The organism is Ruegeria atlantica, assembly GCF_013032005.1.
In the GTDB taxonomy this organism is placed as follows: Bacteria; Pseudomonadota; Alphaproteobacteria; order Rhodobacterales; family Rhodobacteraceae; genus Ruegeria; species Ruegeria atlantica_A.
In genome coordinates this window covers 273,488-290,207 of sequence record NZ_WQBE01000004.1, presented here as the reverse complement: position 1 = coordinate 290,207, position 16,720 = coordinate 273,488, and the positions used below count along the sequence as shown (strand labels likewise).

Genomic DNA, 16,720 nt, shown 5'->3' with positions numbered 1-16,720 from the left:
TTGTTTGTAGGGGCTCTGCCCCAGTCGATGCGCGACTCCCTCGAGGTATTTTTGGCCAGATGAAAAAGCGGATCAGATCGGCAAGGGGCGACCTTCGGCGATTGCTTCCATCGCGAAATACGAGGTCACGCTGTCCAGCTCGACTTTTTCGATCAGGCGCTGATAGACCTTGTCATATGACGCCATGTCCTCGGTCACGACCTTCAATTGATAGTCATAGTCGCCACCAATCCGGTGGAAATCCACCACTTCGGGGATGGTCAGTACGTGGCTGCGAAATGCTTGCAACCAGTCGGCCGAGTGATGCCGGGTGCGCAGCATAACAAAAACCACAAGGCTTAGCCCCAACTTCTCGCGGGCAATCCGTGCAGTTGAGCCGGTGATCACGCCATCCTCATTCAGTGCCTTCAACCGCCGCCAACAGGCGTTCTGCGACAGCCCGACCCGATCGGCCAGTTCGCGTTGGGACAAGGTCGCGTCTGTTTGCAGCTCACGCAGGATGCGTTTATCAATTTGATCTATTTTTTCCGCCATTCCTGATCATATGACACAAATTTTTAAAAATCTATCAAAAGAACGGTGAAGTTTACTCAGGCAAAAGCAATCACATTGGTAGGGCAATACGGAGACTATGCCATGACCCTGTCCAAATTTCGCGCAGACATCCTGTCCACCACTCGCAATTCAAGCCTGCGCGACGGGCTGATCGGAGAGAACGTTCTGATCCCGGGTCTGCATGGGGACGTGCCGCTGGTTTATGCGGATTACGTCGCTTCGGGCCGTGCGCTGCGGCAGGTTGAGGATTTTGTCACCGAACAGGTGCTGCCTTTTTATGCCAACAGCCACACCGAGGCCTCCTATTGCGGTTCATACATGACTCGGTTGCGCCGCGGGGCGCGTGCAGAGATTGCCCGCATCGTTGGCGCGAGGGGAGAAGACGCGGTGATATTCACCGGGTCCGGCGCTACTGCGGGTCTGAACCGGCTGGTCAGCTTGTTGGGTGTGGATGCAGCTGACCGGCCGGTCGTTTTGATTGGGCCGTACGAGCATCATTCGAACATTTTGCCGTGGCGTGAAAGCAAGGCACAGGTGATCGAGATTCCAGAGGCCGCAGAGGGTGGGGTTGATCTGGCGGCGCTGGAGCAGGTTCTGATCGACAATGCTGCATCGGATCTGATCATCGGGTCGTTTTCGGCTGCGTCGAATGTAACCGGAATCATTACCGACCCGGATCCGATCACCCGACTGCTCAAGGCGCATGGCGCCGTTTCGGTCTGGGATTACGCAGGCGGTGGTCCTTATCTGCCGATGGACATGGGGCCAGAGGATGCGCGCAAGGATGCTATCGTTGTGTCTCCGCATAAGTTTCCGGGCGGGCCGGGCGCGTCGGGTGTTCTGATCGTCAATCAGACCGCCGTGCGCCGCACATGCCCCAGTTGGCCCGGTGGTGGCACGGTCAGTTTTGTTTCGCCCTGGCGGCACGACTACAGCGAGGACCTGGCCACGCGCGAAGAGGCCGGAACACCCAACGTGGTCGGAGACATCCGCGCGGCGCTGGCTTTTATCGTCAAGGATGTTGTCGGCACTGATGAGATCGCCGAAAAAGAGGCGCAGTTTAACCGTATGGCGCTGGACGGGTGGGGTGACAACCCGAACCTGACCTTGCTGGGCGTCGATAACCCGCATCGCCTGCCGATCTATTCCTTCCTTGTGCGGGATAACTCTGGCCAGCCGGTTCATCAGCAACTGTTCACCCGGATGCTTAGCGATATTTATGGCATTCAGGCGCGCGGCGGCTGTGCCTGTGCGGGGCCATATGCGCACCGTCTTCTGGGGATCGACCGCGCAACCTCGGATGAATTGCACGCGGCCCTGTCCGCGGGGGAAGAGATGAAGAAACCCGGCTGGGTGCGGCTGAACTTCTCGTATTTGATGAGCGAAGAGACCGTTCAGTTCATCATCGACAGTGTTAATGACCTGTCCCACCGGACCGAAGAGTTCGTACCATTCTACAACGCTGACCCGGCAACGGCCCGCTTCAAAGCGGCGTGACGGAATTGCCGCTTTTCTCAACGCGTTGAGACGGGTATGAGAGGCTCCAATTAACGGAGCCTCTTATGACCAAGATCACCCCTCAACCCGGCATTATGGACATCGCGCTGTATCAGGGCGGCCAGTCGCATGTGGCCGGGGTCGAGCATGTGATCAAGCTCAGCTCTAACGAAAACCCGTTCGGGCCCAGCCCCAAGGCGATTGAGGCGGTGCGCGACAGTGCCGTGACCTTGCATCGTTATCCCAGCACCGACCACGCTAGCCTGCGTGCCGCGATCGGGGAACGTCACGCGCTGGACCCCGCGCGGATCATCTGCGGTGTGGGCAGTGACGAGGTGCTGCAATTCGTGGCGCAAGCCTATGCCGGGCCGGGGGATGAGGTCATTTACACCGAGCACGGGTTTTCCATGTACCCGATTATCGCCCGCATGGCCGGGGCAACGCCGGTCATGGTGGCGGAACGGGATCGTCACGTGGACGTGGACAACATCCTTGCCGCGGTTACCGAGCAAACGCGCATCGTGTTTGTCACCAATCCGGGCAATCCGACCTCGACTATGATCGGCGAGGCGGACCTTGTGCGGTTGGCCGAAGCTTTGCCGCAAAGCTGTCTGATGGTCATTGACGGAGCCTATGCAGAATTCGTCGATGGGTTCGATGGTGGTGCGTCTTTAGTGGATCGGTTCGAAAACGTCATCATGACACGTACGTTTTCCAAGATCTACGGGCTGGGCGGGATGCGGGTCGGTTGGGGCTTTGCCGCGCAATCGATCATCGACGTGCTGAATCGTGTGCGCCAGCCGTTCAACCTGTCTCTGACCGCGTTGGCTGCGGCCGAAGCGGCGGTGAAAGACGACGACTACCTGACCTTCTGTCACGGCGAAAACGCCCGGCTGCGCGTTTGGCTTTCGGAAGAACTTGCCAAGATTGGCGTGCCTACAGACCCGTCTTGCACCAATTTCATACTGGCCCGTTTCACCGATCAGGCCGAGGCCGAGGCATGTGACGATTACCTCAAGACGCAGGGTTTGATCGTGCGCCGTGTGGCGGGTTACAACCTGCCCAACGCCTTGCGGATTACCGTGGGCGATGAAGAGGCATGCCGCCGTGTCGTTGCGGCCATCACCGCATTCAAAGGGGGCGCCGCATGAGCCAGGTATACGACCGCGTCGCACTGATCGGGCTGGGCCTGATTGCGTCGTCCATGTTCTGGGCCATCAAACGCGCGGGCCTTGCGGGTGAGGTCACCGGCTATGCCCGGTCCGAGGCCACACGCGATACTGCCCGTCGGATAGGCCTGTGCGACCGCGTCTGTGACACGGTGCAAGAGGCGGTTGAGGGTGCGGATTTGGTAGTGCTTTGCGTACCCGTCGGCGCAATGGGGACGGTCGCGCAAGAAATCGCACCGCTCCTGAAACCGGGCGCGACAGTGACCGATGTGGGCTCGGTCAAGCGGCACGTGATAGAGGCGGTCTCGCCCCATATTCCCGAAGGAGTGCATTTCATCCCGGCGCACCCGCTGGCAGGGACCGAGCATTCCGGCCCCGAATCCGGGTTTGCCGAACTGTTCGATAATCGCTGGAGCCTGCTGGTGCCGGTTGAAGGTTCGGACCCGGACGCCATCGCCCGTTTGCGTGCGCTTTGGGAAGGAATGGGCGCGAATGTGGATGAGATGGACGCGGACCACCACGATCTGGTTCTGGCCGTGACCTCACATGCGCCGCACCTGATTGCCTATACGATGGTGGGGGTTGCAGACGATCTGCGCCGCGTCACCGATAGCGAGGTCATCAAGTATTCGGCCGCTGGTTTTCGGGACTTCACCCGCATCGCGGCGTCGGACCCGACCATGTGGCGCGATGTGTTCCTGACCAACAAGGACGCGACCCTGGAAATCCTCGGGCGCTTTACCGAGGAGCTTTTTGCGCTGCAACGTGCTATTCGCACCGGCGATGGCGAACATCTGTTTGACTATTTCACTCGTACCCGCGCGATCCGGCGTGGGATTATCGATGCGGGGCAGGATACGGATGCGCCTGATTTCGGACGGGGGAAGGCGAACCCATGAAACGCGGCTGGAGGTTCCTTGCGATTGGATATTTGGCGGTCTGCGCCACAGTGTCCAACGCGGCGCCTCCTGAACAGTCGCTGGTTCCGGTTGCGCGGCCTTCGGCGACCCCGGTGTTTGCCTTTGCCAGCCCTCTACCCAGCGCAAAGACCCGTCCTGCATTACGCCCTAAGTCTCCGCAATTATTGGCCGTGGCGGCACGCCCCTCGGAATTGCCGTTGCTGGGGCCGGATACCTCGTTGATGCCGTATCTGCGACCCAAGGAATTGGAACAGGAGGCGTTGTTCAAGAAACGCAAACTGCGCAAAACTTCGGTCTGTGGGGATATCGCTATTCAGGGCAAGCCTGTCGGAAATGTGCCCGGTCGTATCAAGGCCTGCGGCATCAAGGATGCTGTGCAAATCACCTCGGTTTCAGGTGTGGTGCTCAGCCGCCCGTCGACGATGGATTGTGGGACGGCTATAGCATTGAACAAATGGGTCGACAAAACGGTTAAACCCACCTTTAAGCGGCGCGGTCCGGTGGCCGAGCTTCAGATTGCTGCCCATTACGCCTGTCGGACCCGAAACAATCAAAAAGGGGCCAGAATTTCGGAGCATGGCAAAGGCCGGGCAATCGACATTTCTGGTTTTAAGATGGCAGACGGAGAGGTCGTGACCGTTCTGAACGGCTGGCGCAAGAACCCGTCAAAACGTCAGTTGACCAAAGTCTGGCGCGGGGCGTGCGGTCCGTTTGGCACGGTTCTGGGGCCGAATGCGGACCGGTACCACCGCGATCATTTCCACCTGGATACGGCACGTCACCGTCGTGGGCCGTATTGCCGTTAACGCAGGATCAGACGCGGCGCGGGGCCTAAAGGGATAGGGCCCAAGGCGACAAACCCATCGCGGAAATTCAGCTGCACGTCCAACGCATTGGGGTTGCCACCAAGCCCTGCCAGAAAATTCAGTGTCGTGGTCACAGGGTCCACCGCCTGATCGGGCAGGGCGCCCGCTGCATTGGCCATGGCGATCATGTCGCGCCAGTTTTCGGCCCGGATCGCGATTTCTCCGGTGGGAATGCCCTGCGGGTCTACGTCCAGCTCTCCGGTTGCGAACAGGCGCAGCGCGCCCCATTTCATTTCTGCCAGGCGCAAGTCCAGCTTAACCGGTTGCGGTCTGCTTTGTTCCAGCGCGGATCGATCCCATGCCTTGTCGAAAGTGGCCGTCAGGTCCAGCTCCAGCGTTTCAAACGCTTGCGGCAGGGTAGTGGCCGAACGCATCAGTTCGCGCAGGTCATCGCCGGGGGTGAAGCCGTCTGCCTGCGCGCTGATCACATATGCCTCGGGGGTGGCGGTCTGTTCCATCACAAGGGCCAATGTGTTGCCCCCGGCCAAAGCCTCGGAATCATCGGTGATCGACCACGGCCCGGCAGTCAGAGCCATCTTTTCCAACATAAGCGCCACGCCGGGTTGCAGTTCCAGTTCGGCCTGCAGGTCGGTGGCCTGAATGGTTGCGGTCTGGTCGAAATAGGACAGGCGCTGCGGTGTGCCGGCAAAACGCAGCACTTGTCTACCAGGCCAGATTGCCGGGCTTTGGAATTCGATCCAGTCCGCGCTCCAGGCGGTGCCATTGACCGGATCGGCCAGCGCCGGGTTATTCAGGCGCGTCATGTGGTTCAGTGGATACCCGGCAGTTTCAACGTCTGAAAAATCAGCCTGCCAGCCCTGTTCCTGCTGTTTGTCAAACCATGTGGTGATCGCGTTGCGCAGGCCGAAGCCGGCGACGAACCAATAGACGCTCCAGATTACAGCGATGAAAATGATTACCCGTATCAGACCGCGCATGGCAGTTCGCCCTTTTTCCCACCTCGGAATTGATGTTTATAGACGCAAACGGGCAAGGACCAGTGCTATGACGATGTGGGTTTTCGGATATGGATCGCTGCTGTGGAATCCGGGTTTTCCGGTGGCCCGCAGCGAACGCGCCACACTGAACGGTTATGCGCGGTCCTTTTGCATGAGCTCGATCCACCATCGCGGTACTGAAGACCATCCTGGTCTGGTTCTGGCGCTGGACGAACAGGCCGACGCCAATTGCAAGGGGCTGGCTCTGGCGGTTGAGGCAGGACACGAAGACCGCACCCTGCATGAATTGCGCGAGCGCGAGCTGATCTCGTCGGCCTATGTCGAGAAAATGCTGGACCTGCACCTGGACAGCGGCGAGGTTGTGAATGCCGTGACTTACGTGATCGACGCCCATCATGTGCAGTATTGCGGCGGTATCCCTCTGGAAGAGCAGGCCCAGATAATCGCCCATGCGGTCGGCGGGCGGGGGCCAAACACCGAATACCTCTATAACACCGCCGAACATTTGGCCGAGATCGACCTGCGCGACCCCGATCTTGAGTGGTTGGCGCAACGTGTGCGTGATATCACCGCATAAACCCTTGGCGTCACCGGTATAAGTTCGCTAGATTCAGCGTAGAGCAGGCAAAAACCGGGAACCACGCGCATGGCGCAGGCACATCAGGGCGCGAGACCTCATTTCTCGCATCCCATTCGACAGATTGTGATGATGTTGGTCGCAATAGGTCTGGCCGGGTTGGGCGTCTTTATGGCCTTGCCCTATGTGATGCCGGTGATTGAGGCCAACCCATACCTGAACGGCTTTATTATCTTGGTGTTCATCATCGGTGTTTTCGCCTGTTTTTTTCAGGTGACCCAACTGATCGGCTCTGTCCGATGGATCGAGGCGTTTGTGGGCGGTGTTGTGCGCGAAGATGCCCGCACACCGCAATTGCTGGCACCGTTGGCATCCCTGCTGCGCGAACGGGGCGCGCGGTCTCAGATCAGCTCAACCTCGACACGGTCCATTCTGGATTCAGTCGCAGAACGGGTCGAGGAAGAACGTGAGATCACCCGTTATATCACCAACGTCCTGATCTATCTGGGTCTTTTGGGTACGTTCTTCGGGCTGGCCACCACGGTTCCCGCCATCGTGGACACAATCCGCAGCCTTAACCCGCAGGAAGGTGAAGAGGGGCTGGCCGTGTTCAATCGCCTTATGGTCGGGCTGGAATCGCAGCTGCAGGGCATGGGCGTGGCTTTCGGGTCTTCGTTGTTGGGTCTGGCTGGCTCGCTGATCGTTGGTCTGCTGGAATTGTTTGCGGGCCATGGACAGAACCGGTTCTACCGCGAGCTTGAGGAATGGTTATCCTCGATCACCCGCGTTGGCTTCGGGGCCAGCGATGAAGGTGGCGCTGAACTGGCGGTTCTGACGCCAGTATTGGATGCCATGTCCGAACAGATGAACGCGCTGCAGGATCTGTTTTCAGCGCAAGAGGCTGATCGCGCTGCGGTGTCGTCCAAACTGGGCCAATTGGCGGATTCGATCGGCGAAATGAACGTGCGACAGTCCGATACCGAGGGCGTGACAGCTGCCTTGGAACGGGTTGCGCTTGGGCAGGACGCCCTGCTGGATCACATGCGCGAACAGGGCGCTGGAGACGGGATAGATGCCGAAAGCCGTATGCGCCTGCGTTCGATGGATGTACAGTTGCTGCGCATCCTCGAAGAAATCTCGGCTGGCCGTCAGGAAAGCATGAGCGAGTTGCGCAAGGATATCGAATTGCTGGTCAAAGCCCTGACCTTACCCCGAGGCGCCGTGCGTACTGCTCCGGAAGGAGAGTAATCCATGGCCCTGTCCCGACGCACCGGTCAACGGTTTCAAGGTTCGGTCTGGCCCGGTTTCGTGGATGCGATCACCGGACTTTTGATGGTGCTGACATTTGTGCTGACGATCTTCATGGTCGTGCAGTTTGTGCTGCGTGAGACTATTTCCGGGCAAGAGGACGAACTGACCGCCTTGTCGGATGAGGTTGCGGCGCTGACCGGAGCGTTGGGGCTGGAAGAACGGGAAAACAGCCGGTTGCAAGCGCGGTTAGGTGTGTTGAACTCGACTCTGTCGCAGGTAGAGAACGAACTGGTGCAAGCGCAGATCCAACTGACCGATTTTGAGGCTCAGGTCGCGGCCCTACTGGTAGAGCAGGAGCGTGCACAGGGTCAAATCGCCGAGTTGGTTGATGAGCAGGGCGCGTTGAATCTGGCCTTGGCGCAAAGCCGCGCTGAGATCGATGAACAGACCGAAGCCGCGCGTCTGGCTGCAGCGCAACGCGAGGCGCTGGAAGCCTTGGTTGCTGATCTAGAACAAAGCGATGCGGCGCAGTCCACGCGGATTTCTGAGCTAGAAGAACAACTGAGCACCGAAGAGGCTGCCAAGCTGGCTGAGGCCGCCGCCGCCGAAAATCTGCGCAACCGATTGCTGAACGCGGATGCTGAACTGACGGCCATGACCTTGGCGCTGGAAGCGCAGCGGAAAGAGGCTGAAGAGACCTTGACACTGTTGGCCGCTGCACAGGCTGCAAAAGCCGAATTGGAACGGCAGTTTGGGGCCTTGAACGCAGAAGATCTGCAAGCTCGGCTTGAGGCAGCCTTGGCAGCCCGGACCGAGGCTCAGGCTGAAGCGCAGGAACAACGCACATTGGCCGACGAACGCGCGGCCTTGCTGGCCGTTGCGCGTGATACGCTGTCGAATGAGCAGGCGATTTCGGAAAAAGCGCAGCGCGAAACGGCATTGCTCAATCAGCAAATGGCGGCACTGCGCGAACAATTGGGTGGGTTGCAGGCGTTGCTGGACGATTATCAGGAGCGCAATGCGGCCGCTGATATCCGTATCCAGACGCTGGGTCAGGACCTGAATGCAGCGTTGGCGCGGGCCGCGTCGGAAGAACGTCGCCGCCGACTGCTGGAAGAGGCCGAGCGCGTTCGCCTAGAGGCCGAGGCCGAAGAACTGGCAGCACAGGCCGAGGACCTGCAGCGTTACCGTTCTGAATTCTTCGGTCGTTTGCGCGATGTCCTGGGCGATGAAGAAGGCGTGCGGATCGAAGGAGACAGGTTCGTTTTCTCATCCGAGGTGCTGTTCGACACAGGATCAGCTACGCTGTCGCCGATCGGGCGGCAAGAGGTCGCCAAGGTGGCCAATATCCTGCGCAGTGTAGCGGCAGAAATTCCCGAGGGTCTGAACTGGGTCATTCGTGTCGATGGCCACACGGACAACGTACCTCTGGCCGGGACGGGCCGGTATCGCGACAATTGGGAACTCAGCCAGGGCCGGGCGCTTTCGGTGGTGCGATACATGGTCGAAGCGCTGGGTATCCCGCCGAACCGGCTGGCCGCCAACGGGTTTGGTGAGTTCCAGCCTGTCAATCCCGCCGATACCCCCGAAGCCCGCGCCCAGAACCGCAGGATCGAGTTGAAATTAACTGAGCGTTAAATCGCTACAATGGGCTTTTTCAGGCAGACGAAAGTGGCTTCGATCCGCCGCAAATTTAACTCGCGCTGGGTGAAAGGCGAGTGTGACGCCCCTATATCTGCACCATAGGTTGAGCAGGTATGGATTTGAACAAATTGGCAGTTGAATTGCAAAGCGCGGTTGATGAGGCCCTGCAAGCACCTTATCGGCGTGTGGCCCGGTTTGAGACCTTTAAAGGAACCCCGTTTTGGATGAAGCGCATTGAGCGGTCTGCGCCTCTGCTTTGGCTGGTAAAGGGAACTCCGAATATGGCGTTCGACCGGGACCGGTGTTCACATCATTTCCTGTGGCACAGCGGTGTGCCAGTCCCGGCAATTGTGACCGAAGGTACGGGCTACTTTGTGCTTGAAGATGCTGGCGCCAGTCTGACTGACATCTGCAAGTCTAACTCTTTGACCGCCGAGGATAAAGAAAAGGCATGTCATGCGGCGGGACAAGCGTTGGCACGCTTGCATTCAATCGACCTAGCCCACGGGCGCCCGGCTTTTCGGGATATGTGCTGGGACGGGCAGCGAATTCGTTTCATTGATTTCGAATATTTCGTGCAATCAAGGGCCGGGCGCATTCGCAAAGCCAGGGACGTTGGAATCGCGTTGGTGTCCGCTTTGTCTCAGAGTTTCGACGGGCTGCGTTATGCTCATGTCTTTCTGTCGGCCTATCGCGCTTTACGGCGCCGTCGATCAGAGTATTTTCACAGCCCGCATCCACAGCGCACCAAATAAACATAAAAAAACCCGCCAATGAGGGCGGGTTTCTTTCTGAATTACGATGCAATCAATCCGCGGTCAGCAGCGGTGGCTTGTCCCCCGGAATGCGCGGCTGATCGGGGCCAAAGATTTCCAGGTTCAACTCGCCCTTCTTGACCGAGACACGGACCACACCACCCTTGGCCAGCTTGCCGAACAGCAGTTCTTCGGCCAGAGGTTTCTTGATGTGTTCCTGGATCACCCGGCCCAGAGGACGCGCGCCCATCTTGTCGTCATAGCCCTTGTCGGCCAGCCATTCGGCGGCTTTGGGCGTCAGGTCGATGGTCACGTTTCGATCCAGCAATTGCGCCTCAAGCTGCAGGACGAATTTCTCAACCACTTGCAGGATGACCTCTTTCGGCAGAGGTGCGAACGAGATCACGGCGTCCAGACGGTTGCGGAATTCCGGCGTGAACATGCGTTCGATCGCAGCGGTATCCTCGCCCTCGCGGCGGTCACGGGCAAAGCCAATGGCGGCCTTGGCCTGTTCCTGCGCACCCGCGTTCGACGTCATGATCAGAACCACGTTGCGGAAATTCACCGTGCGGCCGTTGTGATCGGTCAGTTCACCGTGGTCCATCACCTGCAACAGGATGTTGAACACGTCCGGGTGGGCCTTTTCGATCTCATCCAGTAGCAGCACGCAATGCGGATGCTGATCCACGCCGTCGGTCAGCAGACCACCCTGATCGAACCCGACATAACCCGGAGGGGCACCGATCAGACGGGAGACCGCGTGTTTCTCCATATATTCCGACATGTCAAAGCGCAGCAGTTCCACGCCCAGCGTATCTGCCAACTGTTTGGCCACTTCGGTCTTACCCACACCGGTTGGACCAGCGAACAGATAGTTGCCGATGGGTTTTTCTGGTTCGCGCAGACCAGCACGGGCCAACTTGATTGCGCTGGCAAGCGCCTCGATAGCTTCGTCCTGACCAAACACCACCCGTTTCAACGAAGTTTCCAGATCTTTCAGAACCTCCGCATCGTCCTTGGTGACGTTTTTGGGCGGAATGCGCGCGATCTTGGCAACGACGGCCTCGATCTCTTTCACACCGATGGTCTTGCGGCGTTTGCTTTCTGCGACCAGATGCTGTGCGGCACCGGCCTCATCGATCACGTCGATGGCCTTATCTGGCAGTTTGCGGTCATTGATATAGCGCGCCGACAGTTCTACGGCGGTTTTGATCGCATCCGCAGTGTACTTGATCTCGTGATGCTTCTCGAAATAGGGTTTCAGACCGCGCAGGATTTTTACGCTGTCTTCAACCGAAGGTTCATTCACGTCGATCTTCTGGAACCGGCGGCTGAGCGCGCGGTCTTTTTCGAAATGTTGACGGAACTCTTTATAAGTGGTCGAGCCCATGGTGCGCAGCTTGCCGCCCTGCAGGGCAGGTTTCAGTAGGTTCGACGCATCCATCGCGCCACCCGAAGTCGCACCGGCACCGATCACGGTGTGAATCTCGTCAATAAACAGCACAGCGTCGGGGTGATCTTCCAATTCCGTCACGACTGCTTTCAGCCGTTCCTCGAAATCACCGCGATAGCGGGTGCCCGCAAGCAGCGCGCCCATATCCAGCGAATAAATGGTGGTGTTCGACAGCACATCAGGGGCTTCGCCGCCCACGATCTTGTGGGCCAGACCCTCGGCAATGGCGGTTTTGCCCACGCCCGGGTCACCCACCAGCAGCGGGTTGTTCTTGCGGCGACGGCATAGCACCTGAATGCAGCGTTCCACCTCATCGGCGCGACCGATCAGGGGGTCGACATCGCCTGCACGCGACTTGGCGTTCAGATCTATGCAATATTTCCCCAGCGCGCTTTCTTTCTGATCACCATCAGTGGTGCTGGATTGAGCCTCTTCCTCGACCTGATCCGCGCCGGAAACCGAGCGGTTTTCGCCATATGCCGGATCTTTGGCCACACCGTGTGCGATAAAATTCACCGCGTCATAGCGCGTCATGTCCTGTTCTTGCAGGAAATAGGCCGCGTTGCTTTCGCGTTCAGCAAAGATGGCGACTAGTACGTTGGCTCCGGTCACTTCGGTGCGGCCCGAACTTTGCACGTGGATCGCGGCGCGCTGAATCACGCGCTGGAAAGCGGCGGTTGGTACGGCCTCGGACCCATCAATGTCGGTGACCAGATTGGACAGGTCTTCGTCGATGAATTCGACCAAAGTGCTGCGCAATTCTTCCAGATCGACGCTGCAGGCTTTCATGACGCGGATGGCATCGGGTTCTTCCAGCAGCGCCAGCAGCAGATGTTCCAGCGTTGCAAATTCGTGTCGCCGTTCATTCGCAGCCGCAAGGGCCGCGTGGATGGCTTGTTCTAAAGTGCTCGAGAATGAAGGCACGCGGGTGCTCCTCTGTCTTGGGTCGAAAGGGGCAGGATGTGGCCCCGGTTCAACCATGTCCTCATACTAATAGAGTTTGGTTGATCGTGGCCCGGCTTCAAGGGTTTTCTTTCACTTGACAGTCACATTTCCTGTGACCGTGGCCGTGAAGAGGGCGAAATAGGCATTAGAAGCGGTCTTTTCTAGCCCTGATTTCGGCAAATACTGCAGCCGGTTCGGCGTTTTCCATGCCCAAATGGCCTTGAATCGCCGGATCTGTGGCGCGCAGGAACGGGTTTGTGGCCTTTTCCAGCGCGAGGCTGGAAGGGACCGTGGGTTTTCCGGCGGCGCGGGCGGCGTCGATATCTGTCATGCGTTGCTGCAGTGCGGCATTGTCCGGATCGACCGTAGTGGCGAAATTGGCGTTGGATTGCGTATATTCGTGACCCGAGTACACGATTGTTTCGTCAGGCAATGCGGCCAGTTTGGAAAGAGACTCCCACATCTGCGGCGCGGTCCCCTCGAAAAGGCGACCGCAGCCCAGGGCCATTAGGCTGTCAGCGGTGAAAACAGCAGAGCTTTGCGGCATGTAAAATGCAACGTGGCCGACTGTATGGCCCGACACATCCAAAACCTGCACCGGTTCGCCGCCAATCTCGAACGAGTCGCCCTCGGCCACTTGTTGGTTCAGCGGGGGCAGGCGGTGGACGTCGGCAGCGGCACCGAAGACCGTAGGGGAGTGTTTTTCCAGAATACCGGTCAGCCCGTCGATGTGATCCCAATGATGATGGGTCAGCAACACGTGACTTAGTGTCCAGCCGCGGGCGTCCAGTTCTGCCAGAATCGGTCCGGCTTCGGGGGCGTCAATCAGGGCGGTCTGGCCACTGGTGGCGTCATGCGCCAGAAAAGCATAATTATCGCTGAGACAGGGGATGGTTACGATCTCAAGAGGCATGGCCTTTTGCCCTTTCGTTGCTAGACTGCGCCCAGCTAAGCCGATTGACCGGGTGTCCGCAATGCATCTTGATGTGCAGGATTTGAGGAATTTCTACTACCGCAGCACATTGGGCCGTGCCGCGCAGGCCGCTATTCGTGGACGGCTGACGCAGCTGTGGCCCGAGGCCAAAGGTCAGACCGTAGTAGGCTTTGGTTTCGCGGTGCCACTTTTGCGGCCATATCTGGCAGAAGCGCGTCGTGTCATCGGCTTGATGCCAGGGCCGCAGGGGGTCATGCCCTGGCCTGCCGGGATGCCCAATGTCTCTGTGCTGACCGAAGAAACACTCTGGCCCATTGAAACCGGGCACGTGGACAAATTGGTCGTGATGCACGGGTTGGAGACCTCAGGTCAGCCCAGCGAATTGCTGAACGAATGCTGGCGGGTTCTCGGACCAGGAGGGCGCGCGATTTTCATTGTGCCGAACCGGGCCGGGCTGTGGTCGCGATCAGATCGAACGCCCTTTGGATTCGGGCGCCCGTATTCGGCGTCGCAGTTGGAAAGCCAGCTCAAGGCGCATCACTTCATTCCCGAAGGCCACTGCTCGGCCCTGTATATGCCGCCTTCGTTTCGCCGGTTCTGGTTGAAATCGGGCAGTCTGATCGAAAAAACCGGTCAGCGCATGCCAACGGTGATGGCCGGGGGAGTGCTGATGGTAGAGGTCACCAAGCACATCCGTCCCCCCAGCGGCACCGTCACAAAAGATACCGAACGTCGCCCGATCAAGGCGCTAGATGGACTGTTGAAGCCAGCATAATTCTTGTGTCGATTTGGGACGTTTCAAAGCCCGAATTTGCGGGAAATAGGTCACAGGAATCGCAAAAACCTACACTTTCGTAACATTTTTCCTGCCTTCCAGCCGGATAAAAGGGTCGCACCCTTCGTAAGTAATTGAAACAAAACATTTTGTGGATAAAGTGCTTGCCGTGATAATATATTGCTAGCTTGGTTCGGCTCTGCTACATCCCCGGTGATTTTGATCCCCGGCCGTCTGGGCGGGGTTTCCTCACGCCCCCGTGGTAGCGGCCGCTACTCAAAATCGGGGCCTCAAATATCGGAAGGGTGGACGTGTCCGAACCAGCTTCGATTTCCACTGGCATTGCTGAACGCTATGCCACCGCGATCTTTGAGATCGCCAAAGAGAATAATGACCTTGCAGGTCTGGAAACCGGCATCAACGATTTGGCAGCAGCTTTGGGCGAAAGCGCCGACTTGCGCGACCTGATTGCATCGCCGCTGGTATCCCGCGCCGAACAGGAAGCAGCGATTACCGCGATTGCCGACAAGATGGGTCTGCATACCATCCTGCGCAACACGCTGGGTCTGATGGCCGAAAAGCGCCGCCTGTTTGTTATTCCGCAACTGGTGCAGGTACTGCGCGACATGCTGGCAGACGAACGCGGCGAAGTGACCGCCGATGTCGCCTCGGCCAAGGCGTTGACCAAGACGCAACTGGATAAACTGTCCAAGACGCTGTCCGAGCGTGTGGGCAAGACCGTGACAATCAATGCGACCGTTGATGAAAGCCTCATCGGCGGTCTTGTCGTTAAAGTGGGCTCGAAAATGATCGATAGCTCGATCCGTTCGAAGCTGAACTCCCTACAGAATGCAATGAAAGAGGTCGGATAAATGGGAATCCAAGCTGCAGAGATTTCTGCAATCCTGAAGGACCAGATCAAGAATTTTGGTCAGGAAGCCGAAGTGGCCGAGATTGGCCGCGTGCTGAGCGTCGGTGACGGGATTGCCCGTGTATACGGCCTGGACAACGTACAAGCCGGTGAGATGGTCGAATTCCCCGGTGGCATCATGGGCATGGCGCTGAACCTGGAAAGCGACAACGTCGGTGTCGTTATCTTCGGTTCCGACCGTGACATTAAAGAAGGTGACACCGTCAAGCGCACCAACTCGATCGTGGACGTTCCGATCGGTGACGAGCTGCTGGGCCGTGTTGTTGACGGTCTAGGCAACCCGCTGGACGGCAAAGGTCCGATCAACGCAACCAAGCGTGGCGTTGCAGACGTTAAGGCACCAGGCATCATCCCGCGTAAGTCGGTTCACGAGCCGATGGCAACCGGCCTGAAATCGGTTGACGCGATGATCCCGATTGGCCGTGGCCAGCGTGAGCTGATCATTGGTGACCGTCAGACCGGTAAAACTGCCGTTGCTCTGGACGCGATCCTGAACCAGAAAGTGTACAATGACGCAGCAGGCGACGACGAGTCGAAGAAACTGTACTGCGTTTACGTTGCCATCGGTCAAAAGCGTTCGACCGTTGCGCAGCTGGTGAAGAAGCTGGAAGAATCCGGTGCGATTGAATACTCGATCGTTGTGGCCGCAACCGCGTCCGACCCGGCACCGATGCAGTTCCTGGCACCCTACGCTGCAACCGCGATGGCCGAATACTTCCGAGACAATGGCCGTCACGCGCTGATCATCTATGATGACTTGTCTAAGCAGGCTGTGTCCTATCGTCAGATGTCGCTGCTGCTGCGCCGCCCGCCCGGACGTGAAGCCTATCCTGGCGACGTTTTCTACCTCCACTCGCGCCTGCTGGAGCGTTCGGCGAAGCTGAACGAGGATTTCGGTGCGGGCTCGCTGACTGCTCTGCCGGTCATCGAAACTCAGGGTGGTGACGTTTCGGCGTTTATTCCGACCAACGTGATTTCGATCACCGACGGCCAGATCTTCCTGGAAACCGAACTGTTCTACCAGGGCATCCGTCCTGCTGTGAACACCGGTCTGTCGGTTTCGCGTGTGGGCTCTTCGGCTCAGACCAACTCGATGAAGTCGGTTGCCGGTCCGGTTAAACTGGAACTGGCTCAGTACCGTGAAATGGCTGCGTTTGCTCAGTTTGGTTCCGACCTGGACGCCGCGACCCAGCAGCTGCTGAACCGTGGTGCGCGTCTGACCGAGCTTATGAAACAGCCGCAGTACTCGCCGCTGACCAATGCTGAAATCGTCTGCGTCATCTTCGCCGGTACCAACGGTTACCTCGACAAGATCGACGTGTCCGATGTTGGCCGTTACGAAGCTGGCCTGCTGGCGCACCTGCGTGGCAAGCACGCGGATCTGCTTCAGTGGATCACGGACGAAGATCCCAAGATCAAGGGTGACGCTTCCGATAAGATCAAGGCTGCGCTGGACGAATACGCCGCAACCTTCGCTTAAGGGAGAGGC

At 58.4% G+C, this 16,720-nt stretch carries 15 protein-coding genes; 11 read left to right on the top strand and 4 right to left on the bottom strand.

Translation table 11 applies throughout. The annotated features are described in order from the left end of the window. Positions 1–72: 72 nt before the first annotated feature. On the bottom strand, positions 73–534 hold the full coding sequence (locus GOX21_RS10625; RefSeq protein WP_170347805.1) for an Lrp/AsnC family transcriptional regulator: 462 nt from the start codon (positions 532–534) through the stop codon (positions 73–75). A 102-nt stretch (positions 535–636) separates the two neighbouring features. On the opposite strand from GOX21_RS10625, the gene GOX21_RS10620 reads away from it, so the two are divergent. From GOX21_RS10620 to GOX21_RS10605, 4 genes are all read left to right on the top strand, one after another. Further along, positions 637–2,052 carry an aminotransferase class V-fold PLP-dependent enzyme gene (locus tag GOX21_RS10620; protein ID WP_170374206.1) on the top strand — a complete coding sequence of 472 codons (1,416 nt, stop codon included), beginning with the start codon at positions 637–639 and terminating at the stop codon, positions 2,050–2,052. A 65-nt stretch (positions 2,053–2,117) separates the two neighbouring features. Further along, on the top strand, positions 2,118–3,203 hold the full coding sequence (hisC, locus tag GOX21_RS10615) for a histidinol-phosphate transaminase (RefSeq protein WP_170374209.1): 1,086 nt from the start codon (positions 2,118–2,120) through the stop codon (positions 3,201–3,203). Beyond that, positions 3,200–4,120: a prephenate/arogenate dehydrogenase family protein gene (locus tag GOX21_RS10610; RefSeq protein WP_170374211.1), complete on the top strand. Its 921-nt coding sequence runs from the start codon at positions 3,200–3,202 to the stop codon at positions 4,118–4,120. The genes hisC and GOX21_RS10610 overlap by 4 nt, the downstream gene beginning before the upstream one ends. Continuing rightward, positions 4,117–4,947 (top strand): extensin-like domain-containing protein, encoded by an 831-nt coding sequence (locus GOX21_RS10605; protein ID WP_170374213.1) that lies wholly within the window; start codon positions 4,117–4,119, stop codon positions 4,945–4,947. The genes GOX21_RS10610 and GOX21_RS10605 overlap by 4 nt, the downstream gene beginning before the upstream one ends. Here the strand turns inward: GOX21_RS10605 and GOX21_RS10600 are convergent. Beyond that, positions 4,944–5,945, bottom strand: a complete 1,002-nt coding sequence (locus tag GOX21_RS10600) for a DUF2125 domain-containing protein (RefSeq protein WP_170374215.1) — start codon at positions 5,943–5,945, stop codon at positions 4,944–4,946. The two genes, GOX21_RS10605 and GOX21_RS10600, sit on opposite strands and share 4 nt — an antisense overlap. Before the next feature lie 67 nt (positions 5,946–6,012). Between GOX21_RS10600 and GOX21_RS10595 the strand changes: the two genes are divergently transcribed. From GOX21_RS10595 to GOX21_RS10580, 4 genes are all read left to right on the top strand, one after another. Further along, on the top strand, positions 6,013–6,543 hold the full coding sequence (locus GOX21_RS10595) for a gamma-glutamylcyclotransferase (protein WP_170374217.1): 531 nt from the start codon (positions 6,013–6,015) through the stop codon (positions 6,541–6,543). A gap of 69 nt (positions 6,544–6,612) precedes the next feature. After that, positions 6,613–7,791, top strand: coding sequence for a biopolymer transporter ExbB (locus GOX21_RS10590; protein ID WP_170347812.1), 1,179 nt, complete (start codon positions 6,613–6,615; stop codon positions 7,789–7,791). A gap of 3 nt (positions 7,792–7,794) precedes the next feature. After that, positions 7,795–9,432 carry a peptidoglycan -binding protein gene (locus GOX21_RS10585; protein WP_170374219.1) on the top strand — a complete coding sequence of 546 codons (1,638 nt, stop codon included), beginning with the start codon at positions 7,795–7,797 and terminating at the stop codon, positions 9,430–9,432. A 119-nt stretch (positions 9,433–9,551) separates the two neighbouring features. Then, positions 9,552–10,193, top strand: coding sequence for a phosphotransferase (locus GOX21_RS10580; RefSeq protein ID WP_170374221.1), 642 nt, complete (start codon positions 9,552–9,554; stop codon positions 10,191–10,193). A gap of 52 nt (positions 10,194–10,245) precedes the next feature. Here the strand turns inward: GOX21_RS10580 and clpA are convergent, their stop codons facing one another. Together clpA and gloB are read right to left on the bottom strand one after the other, a co-directional pair. Next, positions 10,246–12,570: an ATP-dependent Clp protease ATP-binding subunit ClpA gene (gene clpA / locus GOX21_RS10575; RefSeq protein ID WP_170347815.1), complete on the bottom strand. Its 2,325-nt coding sequence runs from the start codon at positions 12,568–12,570 to the stop codon at positions 10,246–10,248. Between the two features lie 166 nt (positions 12,571–12,736). Further along, entirely contained in the window at positions 12,737–13,504 is a 768-nt protein-coding gene (gloB, locus tag GOX21_RS10570; protein WP_170374223.1) for a hydroxyacylglutathione hydrolase, read from the bottom strand. 61 nt (positions 13,505–13,565) lie between these two features. On the opposite strand from gloB, the gene GOX21_RS10565 reads away from it, so the two are divergent. The 3 genes from GOX21_RS10565 (at position 13,566) to atpA (ending at position 16,711) form a co-directional block, all read left to right on the top strand. Next, positions 13,566–14,300, top strand: coding sequence for a class I SAM-dependent methyltransferase (locus tag GOX21_RS10565; RefSeq protein WP_170347817.1), 735 nt, complete (start codon positions 13,566–13,568; stop codon positions 14,298–14,300). Between the two features lie 311 nt (positions 14,301–14,611). After that, positions 14,612–15,172 (top strand): F0F1 ATP synthase subunit delta, encoded by a 561-nt coding sequence (locus GOX21_RS10560; RefSeq protein ID WP_170347818.1) that lies wholly within the window; start codon positions 14,612–14,614, stop codon positions 15,170–15,172. Next, on the top strand, positions 15,173–16,711 hold the full coding sequence (atpA, locus tag GOX21_RS10555) for a F0F1 ATP synthase subunit alpha (protein WP_170347819.1): 1,539 nt from the start codon (positions 15,173–15,175) through the stop codon (positions 16,709–16,711). Positions 16,712–16,720 lie beyond the last annotated feature (9 nt).